Source organism: Bradyrhizobium sp. 141 (assembly GCF_023074055.1).
Taxonomy (GTDB): Bacteria; Pseudomonadota; Alphaproteobacteria; order Rhizobiales; family Xanthobacteraceae; genus Bradyrhizobium.
The window spans coordinates 101,329-118,068 of sequence record NZ_JADPKR010000103.1; the positions used below are offsets into that span (position 1 = coordinate 101,329).

Consider the following 16,740-nt stretch of genomic DNA (forward strand, 5'->3'; position numbering starts at 1 on the left):
CGCTGAATCATGGGCCCCGGCCCTGCAGCGCATCACTTGCGTGCTGCGCTGCGTCCGGGGCACGAGAGTGCCCTTGGGGCGCCCGCCCGCCTCCACCGCGTCATTGCGAGCGCAGCGAAGCAATCCAGACTACCGCTGCGGAAAGAGTTCCGGATTGCTTCGCTACGTCCGCAATGACGGAGTTTGCAGCAGCAGTAGCGCTCCATCCGCCCAATTGACCGCGTTGCTATACCGTCTGCACCACGGCCGCGCGCGCCTTCGGCGCTTTGGCAATCTCGAACAGCGCGACCGACTGTCCCGTCAGCGCAGCAAGGACGAGGCCCACCATGTGTGCCAATCGCTCGTCCTTGGCCTTCTTATCCAGGAGATCGCGGCCGAAGATCACGCTGAGCGTCGCCGAGTTCGAGAGATAGAAGAAGCACAGCCCTGCGATGGAGATGTAGAGCTGCACCGGATCGACTGCGACCTGGAAGTCGCCGCTGTCGACGCCGCGGCGCACCACGGTGCGGATCATCTCGACGAAGGGCGAGTGCATCGACTTGACCTTGGTCGACTTCTTCAGGTGCTTTGCGCGCGCGAGGTTCTCGGTCTGGAGCAGCGACAGGAATTCGGGATTGCGCAGGAAGTAATTCCAGGTGAACTCGATCAGGCGCCGGATGGCCTCGGGCGGCTCGAGATGTTCGAGATCGAGCCCGCGCTCCTCACTGCGGATCTTGTCATAGGCGCCTTCGAGCACCGCCAGATAAAGCTCGTCCTTGTTGCCGACGTGGTAGTAGAGCATGCGCTTGTTGGCGCCGGCCTTGGCCGCGATGCGGTCGACGCGCGCGCCGGCAAGGCCATGGGCGGAAAATTCCTGCTTGGCGGCTTCGAGAATGCGCAGCCGCATCCCCTCGGGGTCGCGCTGCCATTTCAGAGTTCGCTTTGCCTTCGCCAAACCGGGGTGCTCGCTGGGTGCTGTCGGTATGCCATGTACCACGGCCCCGCCGTCATTGCGAGGAGCGAAGCGACGAAGCAATCCAGACTGTCACCGCGGAAGGATTCTGGATTGCTTCGCTTCGCTCGCAATGACGGAGGACAGCCTCGTAGGGTGGGCAAAGGCGCACTTGCGCCGTGCCCGCGTCTTCTATCAAGTCACCAAGACGTGGGCACGCTACGCTTTGCCCACCCTACAGGAGTCTTCGAGAGGAGAGACCAGCGCCCCTCAATCCACCGGCTTCGGCGAGCGCTCCAAGAGCACCGTCTGTATCCCGCAGGTCCCGTTCCGCACCGTCATGATCCGCGTCCCGGGCTTGCGGCCGTTGCGGACCTCGGTGACGTCGAGGCCAGCAGCGATCAGGCGGGCGCGCGTGACATCGATGTCGGCGACGCGCCAGCTCAGGCCCCACAGACGGTCATGCGTGAGGTCACCGCCGGCGACGGGCCGGCGTACCACCTCGACGATGAGGTCGCCGCAGCGGAAGAACATCAGCTGGCCCCAATCCTGGTGCGAGCGGTCGAGCGCCAGGTCGAGGCCGAGCCGCGCGCCGTAGAGCGCGGCGGCGCGTTCGGAATCCTCGGTGGTGATCACGACATGGTCGAGCGCGTCGATCGGCGCGATGTCGGTCGCGGCCGACTTGGGACGCTCGTCGGCCAATTCGAGGAAGAACATGCGTACACCGCGCGTGAGCTCCGTGGCGGCCCGCGTGCGCTTCCAGTGCAGAACGTTGCCTGATTCAGCGTCGCTGCTTTCGACCTCTGCAACCGGATCCGGGCTCAAGGCCACCCGTTCCAGCCGCCGGTGCATTCTGCCGATGTCTGCGACACGAAAGCACAGGCTGGCGAGCACGCCTTCCTGGTCGTCTAGCAGTGCGCGCATGCGATCCGCAGTCACGCTGAAGCCGCTCGGCGCCATCAATTCGATCGTCATGTTGCCGAGCGTGAACAGCACCCGGTCGGCGCCCTCGCCCGAATTCTGCCAGGCCGGCGCGCGAGCGAGCAGCGTCTGGTAGGCCGCCTTGGCCGCAGCGATATCGCTCACCAGAACGACGATGTGATCGAGCCCGGTGATCATCCTGCACCCATTTGATCGACTTGGAACCCACGGACCGAAAGACGGCGATTGTCCGGGCTTGGCATTGGCCTGACATGGTCGTATTCCGGCACCCTGCTGACCTCAAGCGCTCCGGGCGGCAGTTTTGCGAATAATTTCAGCGTCCCTCCGGAGCGGAACCGGTGCTAGAGTAATCCCGCCGGCCGGGACCACAAGCGCATCACGGACAAGCAATGCAGGCTCTCTTCATCGGACAGACCTATATCGACGTCGTCTTCATCACCGACCACATGCCAACCGGCGACGAGAAGCACGTGGCGTCGGACTACGCGGTCTCCTTCGGCGGCAACGCCGTGACGGCAGCGTTCTGCTGCGCCAAGCTCGGCATCGTGCCCGATCTGATTGCGACGGCGGCCAATGACTGGCTGGGGCGCATGTTCCAGGACATGTGCGCGAAATACGCGATCTCGCTGCACGGGCGGAAGGTGAACCAGTCCTCGCTCTCCTTCATCATGCCCAAGGACGGCAAGCGCGCCATCGTCCGCTGCCGCGACGACGAGCACATCCATCCCTTCCCGATGCTCAATCTCGGCGGCTGCCGCGCGCTGCATGTCGACGGCCATCAGCCGGATGCGGCGATCCACTATGCCAAGGTCTGCCGCGAGGCCGGTATTTTGACCTCGCTCGACGGCGGCGGACTGCGCACCAACACGCATGAGCTGCTGGAATTCATCGATGTCGCGATCGTCGCCGAGCGCCTGTGCGAGCAAATGGACCTGACGCCGGAGAAGATGCTCGACTACCTCAAGAGCCGCGGCTGCAAGATCGGCGGCATCACCATGGGCGAGAAGGGCCTGCTCTGGTACGACGAAACCGGGACGGTGCAGGTGATGCCGGCGATGCCGATTCCGCGCGAGCGCGTGATCGACACCAACGGTGCCGGTGACGTCTTTCATGGCGCCTATGTCTATTCCTACCTCGCCCATCCCGGCAAAAGCTGGCGCGAGCACTTTGATTTTGCCCGCGCCGCCTCGACCTATAAGATCCAGCGCCTCGGCAACGAGGCCGGCCTGCCGACGCTGGTCGACATCGCCAAGGTCAGGCACGAGTTCGAGGTCAGGGTCTAGATTCAAATGGGGCGCGTCTTCGTCGCCGGCAGCATCAACATGGATGTGGTGGCGACCGCCGATCGCCACCCCAAGGTCGGCGAGACCGTCGCCGGCCGGCAGGTGCTGTATTTTCCGGGCGGCAAGGGTGCGAACCAGGCGGTGGCGGCGTCACGGCTTGGCGCAGGGACGACGCTGATCGGGCGGCTGGGCAGGGATTCGTTTGGGGCCGAGTTGAGGACGTTCCTCGGCGATCAGGGTATCGATCTTGGCTCCATCAAGGAGACGGCCGAGGCGCACACCGGCACCGCGATCATCACGGTCGCCAAGGCTGACAACACCATCGTCGTCATTCCCGGCAGCAATGCCCTGGTCAGCGCGGATGATGTCGCGGATGTGCCGGTGGCAAAGGGCGATGTCGCAGTCAGCCAGTTCGAGATCCCGCTGCCGACCATCGCCGCCTTCTTCCGGCGCGCGCGCGAGGCTGGCGTTGTGACCGTTCTCAACCCGGCGCCGGCGCAAATTATGTCCGGCGAGCTGCTCGCGCTGGTCGACATCCTCGTGCTGAACGAGACCGAGCTTGGCTTCCTCGCCGGCGTGGAACTGTCAGACAGCGACGAGGCCGCACGGATCTTCGACGTGGCGCGGCAGCTTCAGGCGCGGCAGGATCAGACCATCTGCGTCACGCTCGGCAAGCGCGGCGTGCTTGCGCTTGCGGGGCGCGAAGAGGTCGCGGTGCCCGGGCGCGCCGTGAAGGCGGTCGACACCACAGGCGCCGGCGATTGCTTCGTCGGCGCATTAGCGGCGCAACTGGCTGACGGTGTGCCCTTGCGCGCCGCCCTCACCTTCGCCAACGCCGCCGCCTCGATCAGCGTGCAGCGGATGGGCGCCGGGCCGTCGATGCCGACGGCCACGGAGGTCGCCGCAGCGATCACCGCAAGCTGATCACGCCAACGCGCTCTTCAGATCGAAACTTTCGTCGGCGGCCTGCTCCGGCGTGATCGAGCGGTCCATGCCCTGCAACCTGCGGCCGAACATGTGGTCGCCGGCGCGGTTGATGGACTCGATGCCGAGCAGCTTCTCGCCCTTGTAGCAGAACGCGGAAAACGCCTTCTTGGCGGGATCGCCGCGCAGCACGACGCGGTCGTAGCCGGTGGTCAGCCCTGCGATCTGGAGCTTGTCATCGCCCTGATCGCTCCAGAACCAGGGATGGCTGTCGTAAGACTTCTTGTCGCCGGTCAGCCGCGCCGCGAGGCAGCGGGCGTGGTCGGTGGCGTTCTGCACGGATTCCAGCCGCAGCGATCCGCCGAAGCGCGGGCTGGCGAACAGCGCGCAATCGCCGATCGCGGAGATATCTGGGTCGGCCGTCGAGAGATATTCGTCGACGATGATGCCCGCCGCGACCGGCAATCTGGCCTCGGCCGCCAGCTCGATGTTCGGCAGCACACCGACGCCGACCACGACGAGGTCAGCGGGCAGATGCCGTCCGTCGCTCAAGGAGACGCCGGTGACCTTGCCGTTCTCGGCTTCGATCGAGGTGGCCTGCACACCGAGATGGATGCAGATGCCGGCCTGGCGATGGCGCTCTTGAAAATACTCCGAAACCTCCGCCGTCACGGCTCGCGCCATCACGCGCGGGGCAAGCTCGAGCACGTCGACCTCGAGGCCCTTGATCCGCGCGGTCGCGGCGAATTCCAGGCCGATGAAGCCGGCGCCGATGACCACGACCCGTGTCTTCGAGGGCATGACCGCGCGCAGCGCCTCGCTCTCGTCGAGAATGCGCAAATATTTCACGTCAGGCAGATTGGCATTCGGCAGATCAAGCAGCCGGTTGCGCGCGCCCGTCGCCAGCACGAGGTGACCGTAAGGCAGCGTCTCGCCCGAGGCGAGCAGGACCTTGCGGCCCGCACGGTCGATCGACACCGCGCGGCCCGCGATCAGCTCGATGTTCTGGTCGTGGTAGAACTTCTCCGGCCGGAACATCAGGCTCTCAGGCCCGGCGGAGCCCTTGATGTAGGCCTTGGACAGCGGCGGCCGCTGATAGGGCAGATGCGCCTCGTCATTGATGAGGCAGATGCGCTGCGAAAAGCCCGCCTGACGCAGGGATGCCGCGGCCTGGTAGCCGCCATGGCCCGCACCGACGATGATCACCGGACCGTCGGTCATTGGAGCAGCCTACTTCCGGAGACACGAGCGTGACCCATGTCGTCTCCTCTTTCGCTGATTTTGATTTGCTGGCCTTACGAGGAGCCGGCGCTCGTGTCCGTTCCTTGGCGAAGGCGGCCCCATTTGAGCCTATCGCTCCGCCCAGCGCAAGAGCCGCCGGAGCACTGGCGGCCCGGGGATTGTCACCTCTCGCCTTCTGCGATTTAGTTGCAGCAACCACCTCCTGCCGGGGATTTCCAAATGACCGCGCCCGCCTCCCAACCCGATGATCCCGCGCTGCTCCGGATCGACGGCCCGATCGCGACCATCACGCTCAACCGTCCCGCCGCGTTCAACTCCATCAATCTCGCGATCGCACAGAAGCTCGAACATCTCGCCGCCTCCATCGAAGGCAACGACAACATCCGCGTCGTGGTGCTCGAAGGCGAAGGCCGCGCCTTCTCGGCGGGCGGCGATCTGCAGACGATCGGGGCGGCCGCCGAAGCCGGTACGGTGACGCCGGTCGTCGGCGAACTCCTGAAGCACTATCACGCCTTCATCGAGATCGTCAGGCGCATGCCGAAGATCTCGCTGTCGAGCGTGCACGGCTCGGCCGCCGGCGCCGGCATGGGCCTCGCCTTCGTCACCGATCTCTGCATTGCCGCTGACGACGCCAAGTTCACGCCGGCCTATGCCAAGATCGGGGTGTCACCCGACGGCGGCTCGACGGTCGGCATCGTCGGCACGGTCGGCTCCCGCCGCGCGCTGCAGATTTTTCTCGCCGAGGACAATTTCACCGCGCAGCAGGCCCATGAATGGGGCCTCGTTGCCAAGATTGTTCCCGCCGCGGAACTGAAGGCGGCGACGCGAAAGCTCGCCGAGCGTCTCGCGCAAAACCCGCCGGCCGCAATCGCCGGCACCAAGTCTCTGGTCTACCAGGCCGCCACCACGCCGGTGAAGCAGCAGTTAGACGCCGAGGAGCACAAGATCATCATGGCGATGAGCACGGAAGAGTTTCGCACCGCCGTGAAGAAATTCACGAGTAAGTCAAAGTGACGACGCCCGCGCGCAGCTTCTACGGCCTTCGTCACGGCGCGACCGACTGGAATCGCGAGGGACGATTCCAGGGGCGGACCGACAATCCGCTGAACGAGGACGGCCTGCGGCAGGCGCACGAAGCCGTGGACATGCTGCGCGGCGCCGGGATTAGCCGCATCGTCACAAGCCCCCTGATGCGCGCGGCGCGAACGGCCGAGATCATCGCGGACGCGATCTCGGTCCCGCTCGCGATCGACGAAGGCATCATCGAGTTCGATTTCGGTAGCTTTGAGGGCCTGCCCGTCCGCGACCTCATGACCAAGCACGGCCTCAAATCAGCGATCGGCCTCGTGTCGATCCTTCCGACCGACGGCGAGAACTGGGACGCCATGGCCGAACGCTCGCTGCGTTGCGTCTCGACTTGGCTCGAGCGTCATCCTGACGACGATCTCTTGTTCGTTTGCCACGACGCGGTGATGCAAGGAATGGCGAACGCGCTGTGCGGCAGCTATTTCAAGAACAGCCATGGCACGCCGTTCCGCTACGTGCACGAAAAAACGCGATGGCGCATCGAGCAAATCGCTACTGCGGACAGATATAGCCCGTCCCCGCCGGTGACTTGAAGCAGCCGACCGATTCAGGGAGCACGTGCCGCGGTAACCATAGCACCACGCTCGGGAAATAGATGGCAAAGGCAATCGTCGCCAGGAACACCAGGTAGATCGGCAGCGCCGCGCGTAATGCCTTGGCGAAGCTGATGCCGACGAATTTCGAGGCCATCAGCAGCACAAGGCCATAGGGCGGCGTGATCAGGCCGAAGGCGAGCGTGGCGATCAGCACCACACCCATATGCACGGCGTTGATGTCGCCGGCTTCCGTCAGCGCGTTGACCAGCGGCATGAAGATGATGATGGTCGGCACCGGCTCGATGAAGTCGCCGACGATGGTGAAGAGCAGCACCATCAACAGCATGATCAGGTGCGGATCGTTGCCGGCGATCGAGGTGATCCATTCGGCGATGTAGGTCGCGCCGCGCAGATAAGCCAGCATCCAGCCGAAGGCGTTGGCAGCGCCGATGGTGATCAGCGGCAGCGAAAAGATCAGGCCGGCGAGGCAGAAATCGTAGGGGATCTTTTTGATATGCCCGCGGTTGAGCGCTGGGATCACGACCAGGACGATCCAGACCACGGCGACCACGCCCGCCTCCGTCGGCGTGAACCAGCCGGTTAGGATGCCCCCGAGCAGAATCACCGGGATCATCAGCGGCAGAGCGGCATCGCCGGCCGCGAACACCACCTGCTTGAGCGGCGCACGCGGCTTGCGCAGTCCGGACGGGCCGAAGAAATAGCAATAGATCATCAACCCGAAACCGATCATCATGCCCGGCACGACGCCTGCCATGAACAGGCCGGCGATCGAGACGTTGCCGACCGCGCCATAGACCACCGCCGTGATGCTCGGCGGCACCAGCGCTGCAATGGTCGAGGCCGACGCGATGATCGCCGCGATGAAGGCGGGCTCGTAGCCCTCTCGCTTCATCGGGCCGCCCAGCGCCCGGCTCATCACGGCAACGTCGGCGGTGGTCGAGCCCGACATCTCCGAGAAGAACATGCTGAAGACGACCACGACCTGCGACAGCCCGCCTCTGATATGCCCGACCAGCGACACCGAGAGATTGGCTATTCGCACCACGACGTTGGCCGAGCTCATGAGCTCGCCGACCAGCAGGAAGAACGGGATCGCCAGCAGCGCTTCGGAATCGACGCCGTCAAAGATCTTCTGGATGATGGCGGCGAGCGAAACATCCGACAGCAGCGCGCCGATGAAGACGCCGGCCATGAGTGAGAACGGCACGGGCACGCCGAGATAGCCGAACGACAGGAAACAGACCGTCATCAACGCCAGGACAATGGGTGCGCTCATGGTTGCACCCCCATCTGTGCGGCAGCAACGACCGGCTCCGCATCTTCGTCCGGCGGCTCGGGATGGTCAAAACCATTGCGCAGGCCGTTGACGAGCTGCTCGATGGTGAACAGGCCGATCAGCACGCCCGAGAGCGGGATGATCGCGTAGAGCGAGGCGATCGGCGTGCCCGACGGCAAGCGAAAACTGCCGAAACCGCGCAGATAATTCTGGTAGCCGTACCAGATCAGGCAGAAGGCGACGCCGAGCACGACGAGACGGATGATCACCTCGACGATTAGCCGCGAGGTGCCGTGCATCGCTTCGGAGATGGCGGTGAGATAGAGGTGGTCGTTGCGGCGCGTCGCGGCCGCCGTGCCGATGAAGATCGCGTAAATGAACAGCGTCGACGTGACCTCCTGGAGCCATAGCCAGGGATGGCCGATGGTCCTGGTGACGATGTCGGCGGTCACCGACAGCGAGAATCCGAAGCAGAGCACGCCGCAGAGGATCATCAGCGCAAGCTCGAGCCAGTCGAGCCAGCGCCATTTCAGGTGACGCTGGCGTTGCACCAGCAGTTTGTCGGCGATGGCCATTGGTGTCCCCGGCTGCAGCTTTCTCGTCATGGCCGGGCTTGTCCCGGCCATCCACGCACTTGGCGCTGGCTCGAAGGAAGAACGTGGATGCCCGGGACAAGCCCGGGCATGACGACAGTGCTAGTAGCTAATTGATCGACCGGATCAAATCCTTGATCTTCTCGGCATGCGGGCCGAGCTCCTTGGCGAGCTTGTCGAGATAGGGATCGGCGACCGCCGCGAAGCTCTTCTTGTCGACATTGTCGACGATCTTCACGCCCATCTTCTTCAGCTTCTCGGCCGCGGTGCGCTCGAGCTCGAACGCCTTTGCCGGCTCCTTCGTGCTGACCTCGTTGGCCGCGGCCTGCACCCACCCCTTCTGTTCGGCCGAGAGGCTCTGCCAGAGCTTATCCGAGATGAACACCAGCGCGTTGTTGGCCTCGTGCTCGGTGATGTTAAGGACCGGCGCGACCTCGTAATGCTTGTTGACGAGGTACACGTTGATGCTGTTCTCGGCGACGTCGACGACGCCGGTTTGCAAGCTCGTGTAAACGCTGCCGAACGGCATGTGCACCGTCTGGGCGCCATAGGCCGGGAACATGGTGTCCTCGGTCGCGGTCGCCTGCACGCGGATCTTGGCGCCCTTGATATCGCCGACGTTATGGATTTCCTTTCTGGAGTACATATGGCGCACTCCCTGCGAGCCCGTCGCAATCACGTGCAGGCCCTGCGTGGTCTCGTCGATCATGGCTTTGAGCGCTTCGAACACGCGGGGATCGGCCAGACCTTTGACGACGTGGTTCTCGTCGCGGAACAGATAGTGCAAGGACATCACCCCGGCCTGCGGCGAGATCGTCGCGGTATTGGCGGAGGAGATGATTGAGAATTCGACGTCCCCGGCTTTCACGAGCTGGAGCACCTGCGGCTCCTGTCCGAGTTGCGCGCCCGGATACTGGTCGATGATCATGGTGCCTTTGCTCAATTCCTTGAGCTTGTCGGCAAAGAGGTCGCCCGCGATGGAATAGCCGGTGTTGCGCGGCTGGTCATAGGCAAAGCGATAATGCTTCACCTCCTGCGCTCCGGCCCCGGTGACGAAAAGCATAGCGGCCGCAGCCGCCAACCCACGCATGGATCGTGCAATCATCGTTTCCCCCTATGTTTTCGCCCGCCGCTTGTGCGGTCTGGGCGCTCGTCGTTCGGTCAGCTTGTCTCGGTCTTCTTCCCAGTCCTCTGCATGAAATCGAAATCGCAGCCCTCGTCGGCCTGCATGATGGTCTCGTTGAACAGCCAGGCGTAGCCGCGCCGAGCTTCCTCCGGCGCGGCGGCCGGCTTCAACGCGGCACGGCGCCGATCCAGCTCCGCCGCATCGACCAACAGCTCGATGCTGCGCTTGGCCACATCCAGGCTGATCATGTCGCCGTTTTTCACCAGCGCCAGTGGCCCGCCGACGGCGGATTCCGGCGTGATATGCAGCACGATGGTGCCGAATGCGGTGCCGCTCATGCGTGCATCGGAGATGCGCACCATGTCCTTGGTGCCGCCGCGCGCGAGCTTCTTCGGGATCGGCAGATAGCCGGCCTCGGGCATGCCGGGCGCTCCCTTGGGGCCGGCATTGCGCAGCACCAGCACGTCGTCGGCGGTCACGTCGAGATCGGGATCGTCGACCCGCAAGGTCATGTCCTCGACGGATTCGAACACGACCGCCCGCCCGGAGTGTTGCAACAGCTTGGGGCTCGCGGCCGATTGCTTGATCACCGCACCGCGCGGCGCGAGATTACCGTGCAGGACGGCAAGGCCGCCCTCCTTCTTGATCGGATTGTCGCGCGGACGGATCGCATCCTGGCCGGGCACGTCCTCGGCAGTCGCGACGACATCGCGCAGCGTTTGGCCACTGATGGTCTTCGCTTCGAGATCGACGAGGTCACCGAGCTGCGCCAGCAGCTTCGGCACGCCGCCGGCGTGATGGAAATGCTCCATGTAATGTTCGCCGGACGGCTTGAGATCGACCAGCACCGGTACCTCGCGGCCAATCTGGTCGAACACCTCGAGATCGAGCCGGTGCGGCGAGCGATGCGCCATCGCGGTCAGATGGATCAGGCCGTTGGTCGAGCCGCCGATCGCCTGAAGCACGACCTGCGCATTCTTGAAAGAGGCCGGCGTCAACACCTCGCTCGGCTTCGGCCCCTTCGCCTTCGCCATCTCGGCCGCCACCTTGCCGCTCGCCTCCGCCAGACGGAAACGCTCGGCGTGCGGCGCGGGAATCGTCGCGCTCATCGGCAGCGACAGGCCCATGGCTTCGATCATGCAAGCCATGGTCGAGGCCGTGCCCATCACCATGCAGGTACCAACCGATGGCGCGAGACGGCCGTTCACCGCCTCGATCTCGGTATCGTCCATCTCGCCGGCGCGGTATTTCGCCCAGAGGCGGCGGCAGTCGGTGCAGGCGCCCAGTACCTCGCCCTTGTGATGGCCGACCACCATGGGGCCGACGGGAATGACCACGGTCGGCAGGTCGGCGCTGATCGCCGCCATCACCTGCGCCGGCAACGTCTTGTCGCAGCCGCCGATCACGATCACCGAATCCATCGGCTGGGCCCGGATCATCTCCTCGGTGTCCATCGCCATCAGATTGCGCAGATACATCGAGGTCGGATGCGCAAAGCTCTCGGCGATCGAGATGGTCGGGAACACGAACGGCATCGCGCCCGACAGCATCACGCCGCGCTTGGCGGCTTCTATGATCTGCGGGACGTTGCCGTGACAGGGGTTGTAATCGCTATAGGTGTTGGTGATGCCGACGATCGGGCGCTCCAGCGCGTCGTCGGAATAGCCCATGGCCTTGATGAACGCCTTGCGCAGGAACAACGAGAAGCCGGCGTCGCCATAGCTCGTCAAACCCTTGCGCAACCCACTCGTCATCATGCCACTCCTTACGTTGCCATTGTGGTACAGCCTGCCCCTCGATTGTCAATAAGGTTGGTCCATATTGTCGCATTTCCGGCTTCAGGCGCCGTTATTGGCAGGAGTTATTGACAATCTGCGCCTTCCCTGCTCCACAGGGGCAGACCGGCTGAAGCCGGAGGCTGAGGGCATGTCCGAGATTCGCACCGCAGACGCCATGCCAGTCCGGCGCGACGACCCGGACGACGTCGTCGCGCGGCTGGAAGAGGACATCATCTTCGGCCGCCTGCCGCCGGGCGCGCGGCTGACCGAAGACGCGCTGATGTCGCGCTACGGCACCTCTCGCCACTTCGTGCGCCAGGCCCTGGTGGATGCGGAGCGGCGCGGCATCGTCCGCCGCGAGAAGAACGTCGGCGCCACCGTGCGGTACTACTCGTCCGAGGAGGTCCGGCAGATCTACGAGGTCAGGGAGATGCTGACGCGGCAGGCGGCGCTGATGATCCCCCTGCCCGCGCCGCAAGGCCTGATCGACGAACTAGCCGCGCTGCAACAGCAATATTGCGCCAAGGCCGACATGCAGGATCTGCGCGGCATCCACGAAGCCAACGATGCCTTCCACCTCGCGCTGTTCTCGGCTTGCGGCAATCCCTATCTGGTGCGCTCGCTCCAGGACTACATGAACCTGACCTTGCCGATGCGCGCCAAGAACCTCGCCGACCGCGACGGCCTCGCGCTTTCGCGGCGGCAGCACGAGATGATGATCGAACTGCTGAGGGGGCGCGACAGCTGGGCGCTGGCTCAGCTGTGTGTGGATCATATGCAGTTCAGCAAGTCGGATTATCTCAAACGCATCGCTGAGGATGAGGCGGGGCTCTAGGTGGCCAGGTTCCTGCCACGATACGAGCCGTATACGTCCGAGACGGAACGTCGCCAGCCCAGCCGCGTTGGAAGGCTTGAGCGAGATTCACTCGCGCGTCGTGCTTCGGACGTGGCAGAGTGACGATGTCAGCCCAAGGAGGACTGGCTAGCGCACAGGTTTGAGCAATGAGGGTCTGCGGAGTGATGCGGGCCGGTTTGTTCATCGCATTGATTGCAGCGGCCTGGCTCGGCGGACAGGTCCAGGAGTCCCTCGCACAAACGCGACCTTCCGCTTCTCCAAGTGAACCCGGGAAAGCGTCTCCGCGAAAAGAAAGCGTCCCCAGGAAAGCAACGGGACGTTCTGCGGACCCATTTACGGTGGGTTTCGTAACCGGTACGCCGCAATGCACTGAATTCGCCATGGCTCAGGATATTGCGACCACACTGGCCAGTGGTCAGGAGACGGGCCCTCGTGGCGAAGTCGCTTTGCGGGTTGTGCCAATCGTCGGAAACGGCGGCACCCGCAGCGTCCTGGACGTGCTCACCTTGGCAGGTGCCGACGTGGCGATCGCACCTGTTATCCTGGTCGACCGGCTCCGGGAAGCAAAGACGTTCGGAGACATCTCTAACAAGCTAACCTATATTGCCCCGCTCCATATCGAAGAGTTCCATCTCCTCGCGCGACCGGAGATCGCAAGCCTGACGGATCTTGCGGGAAAGAAGGTCAATCTCGGCGAGGATGGCAGTGCCGGTGCCGTGCTTGGCCGCGAGGTGCTGAACCGTCTGGGCGTCAAGATCAGGGAGTCGAACTTGGGACCTGAGGCCGCGCTGCACGGTCTGAGGAAGGGAGATCTCTCCGCCGCTCTGTTGGTCTCAGGAAAGCCGGTCAGCTTCCTGACGCAGATCTCGCAACTCGATGGTATTCGCCTCCTGCCTATCCCCTACTCCAAAGAGCTGCTGCAAGAAGATTATCTGCCATCGACGCTTCGCCATCAGGACTACCCGAATATCATTGCGGCCGAAGCAAGCGTCGACACGATCGCGATCAAATCCGCTCTGTTCGCCTACAACTGGCCCAGCGGCAACGAGCGATATCGGTTGCTGGAATTCTTCGTCCAGACATTGTTCACGCGCTTTCCTGAGTTTCTTGGCGACGCACATCACCCCAAATGGCGCGAGGTGAGCCTGGCCGCGCTGCTCCCCGGATGGCGACGATTCCGACCGGCAGAGCGCTGGCTCCAGCAGCAATCCGGGGGCGAGGCCGCGCTTCGCAAGGCGTTCGGCCGGTTCCTCGAGGGAAAGCCAACCGCGAAACCGCCAGACGGCGAAGAATTGTTCCAGGATTTCCTGCGCTGGCGAGAACGCAATCCAGGCAAGTGAGCAAGCCAAACAAACCTCGGCAAAACAAATCTCGGGAGGTGTCGATGCGCAAAGCGCTTGTGAGCACAGCCTTGGTTGCGTTGCTCGCCCTGATCGCCGATGTGAGGCGCCCAGCCGCCCAATTTGCCCCCTTCTGGCCATCAGCGCCGCAGACCCTTGCACCGGCCACCGCGCCACCATCTGACCAGGTCGAACAAGCCAGGACAGCCCCCCATCGAAGCAGCAAGCCGCGCAGGAAGCACGAAGTCGTTCGTCCGCCGCCAAATCAGCGGAAGGTCGCGGAAAGAAACGGATACAAGCGGGTCAGCGATCTCGTGAACTTCCCGAAGTTCTTTCCGGGCCTTGGCATCATCTTCGTCAAGCCCGACACTTTGCCGCTGGGGCCATTCCTGTGTTTCGATCGCAGGGATCGCCTCGTGGCGACCGTGTACATGGTCCCGAACAAGGACATCGACGATCACAAGTCGTTGGAGGGGGCGGGGCCAGCGCGGTCAGTTGACCACGTCAGCATCTACTTCAACCCGGGTCACCCCGGCGTGGATGTGCCGCATTACCATGTGGTGCTCTGGCATGTGACCAGGAAACAGGAAGCGCGCGTTGCAAAATGAGGTACAACAGGTCCTGCGATCACACGAGCCCGATTTGCCCAAGCACACTGACGATCTGCGCGCGGCGCTCGCGGACAAGCGTGGATCGACACTTGCCCGCCTTGAGCCGCCAGCGGCGCTTGATCAGTCGCAGCTAATGTCAGGACTTAGACAAACGCGGCCTAGCGCTTATTCCAGTCGATGATCCGGCTCGCATCGCCGTCGAACTCGTTGCTGCAGAACGCGCCGCCCTGGAAATGATCCCCGATCGGATCCGGCTTCAGCTTGGCCTGCTCGGCCATCGCGTGCGCGACGTGATCCTCGGAACGGCCGGTGGGGCGATAGCCGAATTCGTAGGCGCGGTGGTTGTCCCACCAGGCGCGCTCGTTCAGCGAGACGCCGTAGAAGATTTCGAAATGGATGTCGGGATGCTCGAGCCCGATCTGACAGAGCTGCACCAGGTCTTCCGGCTTCAGCCAGATCGAGACGCGGCGATGGTCGAGCGGCATGTCGCCGAAATTTCCGATGCGCAGACACGTCACCTTCAGCCCGTGCTTGTCGGCGTAGAGCGCGCCGACGGCCTCGCCGAACACCTTGCTGACGCCATAGCGGCCGTCGGGACGCGGGGTGACGTCAGTGCCGATCTTGTGGTGGCGCGGATAGAAGCCAACGGCGTGATTGGACGAGGCGAACACCACGCGCTTAACGCCCTTGCGGTGGGCGGCCTCGAACAGATTATAGCAGCCGATGATGTTGGCCTGGAGGATGTCGTCCCAGGGGCCTTCGACCGAATAGCCGCCGAAATGGATGATGCCGTCGACGCCCTCGCAGATCGCCTCGCACTGAGCGAGATCGGCGAGGTCCGCCGCCTTGAATTTTTCGCTCGCTCCGAGATCGGCCGGCGGCTTGATGTCGGAGAGCAGGAGATCCGGATAGATCGGCGGCAGCAGTTTTCGCAGGCGCGTGCCGATCCCGCCCGAAGCTCCCGTCATCAAGATGCGCGGCATGTCTTTCCTCGTATGTAGTAACCGATTTGCGGCCACAGATATCTGATGCTAGCAGACTTTGACAGAGGGAACGCAACAACGAGAATTGCACATGAACGATGCATCGTCCCGCACTCAAGGCTGGCAGCCGGCGACCTATTACCCCGATCCCGCGATAAAAGCACTGGATCCCCGCTTCGAAAAATACTGGCTGAAATTGTCCGCGGTGGAGCGGCTGGCGACCGGCCTGCGCTGGGCCGAGGGACCGGTGTGGTTCGGCGACGGGCGCTATCTGCTCTGCAGCGACATCCCGAACCAGCGCATCATCAAATGGGAGGAAGAGACGGGCGCGGTCAGCGTGTTCCGCAAGCCTTCGAATTTCGCCAACGGCAACACACGCGACCGGCAGGGCCGGCTCGTCACCTGCGAGCACGGCGGGCGGCGCGTGGTGCGCACCGAATATGATGGCAGCATCACCGCGCTGATGGATCAATTCAACGGCAAGCGGTTGAACTCGCCGAACGATGTCATTGTTAAATCGGACGGCTCGATCTGGTTCACCGATCCGACCTTCGGCCTGCTCGGCAATTACGAGGGCTACAAGGCCGAGCCCGAGATCGATCCGAACGTCTACCGGTTCGATCCCGCGACCGGCAAGGCGACCATTGTCGCCGAGGGCGTGCTCGGTCCGAACGGGCTATGCTTCTCGCCGGACGAGAAGATCCTCTACGTCGTGGAATCCCGCGGCGTGCCGAACCGCAAGATCCTCGCCTATGACGTCGCGGCGGACGGCACCTCGATCTCCAACAAACGCGTCCACATCGATGCCGGCCCGGGCACGCCCGACGGCATGCGCTGCGACGTCGACGGCAATCTCTGGTGCGGCTGGGGCATGGGCGATCCCGAGCTCGACGGCGTCGTGGTGTTCGCGCCTGACGGCGTCATGATCGGCCGCATCGCGCTGCCCGAGCGCTGCGCCAATCTCTGCTTCGGCGGCGTCAAGCGCAACCGCCTGTTCATGGCGGCGAGCCAGTCGATCTACGCGCTGTATGTGAACACGCAGGGGGCGGCGGGGGGATAGGCGCACCGCAAGCGACGATCTCGTAGGGTGGGCAAAGGAGCGCAAGCGACGTGCCCACCATCATGCCGTCGCGGACGCGAAGACGTGGGCACGCTTCGCTTTGCCCACCCTACGGCACCTCGCGTTCTCGCCCGTAGCCCGGATGGAGCGCA

The 16,740-nt window shown here is 63.9% G+C and carries 16 protein-coding genes; 8 read left to right on the forward strand and 8 right to left on the reverse strand.

What is annotated here, in order from left to right; all coding sequences use genetic code 11:
• Positions 1-226 precede the first annotated feature (226 nt).
• The gene (locus tag IVA81_RS31880; protein ID WP_247325401.1) at positions 227-934 is read right to left on the reverse strand and encodes a TetR/AcrR family transcriptional regulator; all 708 of its coding nucleotides are present in this window, start codon (positions 932-934) and stop codon (positions 227-229) included.
• Positions 935-1,201: 267 nt separating this feature from the next.
• Positions 1,202-2,050: a VOC family protein gene (locus IVA81_RS31885; RefSeq protein WP_247325403.1), complete on the reverse strand. Its 849-nt coding sequence runs from the start codon at positions 2,048-2,050 to the stop codon at positions 1,202-1,204.
• 212 nt (positions 2,051-2,262) lie between these two features.
• On the opposite strand from IVA81_RS31885, the gene IVA81_RS31890 reads away from it, so the two are divergent.
• Positions 2,263-3,156, forward strand: coding sequence for a sugar kinase (locus IVA81_RS31890; protein WP_246924573.1), 894 nt, complete (start codon positions 2,263-2,265; stop codon positions 3,154-3,156).
• Positions 3,157-3,162: 6 nt separating this feature from the next.
• On the forward strand, positions 3,163-4,080 hold the full coding sequence (rbsK, locus tag IVA81_RS31895) for a ribokinase (RefSeq protein WP_247325404.1): 918 nt from the start codon (positions 3,163-3,165) through the stop codon (positions 4,078-4,080).
• Here the strand turns inward: rbsK and IVA81_RS31900 are convergent, their stop codons facing one another.
• Complete coding sequence (locus IVA81_RS31900) at positions 4,081-5,301, reverse strand: FAD-dependent oxidoreductase (RefSeq protein ID WP_247325406.1); 1,221 nt, start codon at positions 5,299-5,301, stop codon at positions 4,081-4,083.
• A 240-nt stretch (positions 5,302-5,541) separates the two neighbouring features.
• On the opposite strand from IVA81_RS31900, the gene IVA81_RS31905 reads away from it, so the two are divergent.
• Together IVA81_RS31905 and IVA81_RS31910 are read left to right on the forward strand one after the other, a co-directional pair.
• Entirely contained in the window at positions 5,542-6,336 is a 795-nt protein-coding gene (locus IVA81_RS31905) for an enoyl-CoA hydratase-related protein (protein WP_247325408.1), read from the forward strand.
• On the forward strand, positions 6,333-6,941 hold the full coding sequence (locus IVA81_RS31910) for a histidine phosphatase family protein (protein ID WP_247325413.1): 609 nt from the start codon (positions 6,333-6,335) through the stop codon (positions 6,939-6,941). Before IVA81_RS31905 ends, IVA81_RS31910 begins: the two co-directional genes overlap by 4 nt.
• On the opposite strand, the gene IVA81_RS31915 is transcribed toward IVA81_RS31910, so the two are convergent.
• The 4 genes from IVA81_RS31915 to IVA81_RS31930 form a co-directional block, all read right to left on the reverse strand.
• A complete protein-coding gene (locus tag IVA81_RS31915) occupies positions 6,901-8,241 on the reverse strand; it encodes a TRAP transporter large permease (protein WP_247325415.1) in 1,341 nt (446 codons plus the stop codon). The two genes, IVA81_RS31910 and IVA81_RS31915, sit on opposite strands and share 41 nt — an antisense overlap.
• Positions 8,238-8,816: a TRAP transporter small permease gene (locus IVA81_RS31920; RefSeq protein ID WP_247325416.1), complete on the reverse strand. Its 579-nt coding sequence runs from the start codon at positions 8,814-8,816 to the stop codon at positions 8,238-8,240. The genes IVA81_RS31915 and IVA81_RS31920 overlap by 4 nt, the downstream gene beginning before the upstream one ends.
• 127 nt (positions 8,817-8,943) lie before the next feature.
• Positions 8,944-9,939: a TRAP transporter substrate-binding protein gene (locus IVA81_RS31925; protein ID WP_247325418.1), complete on the reverse strand. Its 996-nt coding sequence runs from the start codon at positions 9,937-9,939 to the stop codon at positions 8,944-8,946.
• Positions 9,940-9,995: 56 nt separating this feature from the next.
• Positions 9,996-11,714: an IlvD/Edd family dehydratase gene (locus IVA81_RS31930; protein ID WP_247325420.1), complete on the reverse strand. Its 1,719-nt coding sequence runs from the start codon at positions 11,712-11,714 to the stop codon at positions 9,996-9,998.
• Positions 11,715-11,886: 172 nt separating this feature from the next.
• Here IVA81_RS31930 and IVA81_RS31935 point away from each other — a divergent pair, with 172 nt between their 5' ends.
• The 3 genes from IVA81_RS31935 (at position 11,887) to IVA81_RS31945 (ending at position 14,542) form a co-directional block, all read left to right on the forward strand.
• Complete coding sequence (locus IVA81_RS31935) at positions 11,887-12,573, forward strand: GntR family transcriptional regulator (RefSeq protein WP_247325421.1); 687 nt, start codon at positions 11,887-11,889, stop codon at positions 12,571-12,573.
• A 359-nt stretch (positions 12,574-12,932) separates the two neighbouring features.
• Positions 12,933-13,934 (forward strand): TAXI family TRAP transporter solute-binding subunit, encoded by a 1,002-nt coding sequence (locus IVA81_RS31940; RefSeq protein WP_247325423.1) that lies wholly within the window; start codon positions 12,933-12,935, stop codon positions 13,932-13,934.
• Between the two features lie 44 nt (positions 13,935-13,978).
• Positions 13,979-14,542 (forward strand): hypothetical protein, encoded by a 564-nt coding sequence (locus IVA81_RS31945; protein ID WP_247325425.1) that lies wholly within the window; start codon positions 13,979-13,981, stop codon positions 14,540-14,542.
• A 161-nt stretch (positions 14,543-14,703) separates the two neighbouring features.
• Here the strand turns inward: IVA81_RS31945 and IVA81_RS31950 are convergent, their stop codons facing one another.
• Entirely contained in the window at positions 14,704-15,528 is an 825-nt protein-coding gene (locus IVA81_RS31950; RefSeq protein WP_247325427.1) for an NAD(P)-dependent oxidoreductase, read from the reverse strand.
• 91 nt (positions 15,529-15,619) lie between these two features.
• Here IVA81_RS31950 and IVA81_RS31955 point away from each other — a divergent pair, with 91 nt between their 5' ends.
• On the forward strand, positions 15,620-16,588 hold the full coding sequence (locus IVA81_RS31955) for an SMP-30/gluconolactonase/LRE family protein (protein ID WP_247325429.1): 969 nt from the start codon (positions 15,620-15,622) through the stop codon (positions 16,586-16,588).
• Positions 16,589-16,740 lie beyond the last annotated feature (152 nt).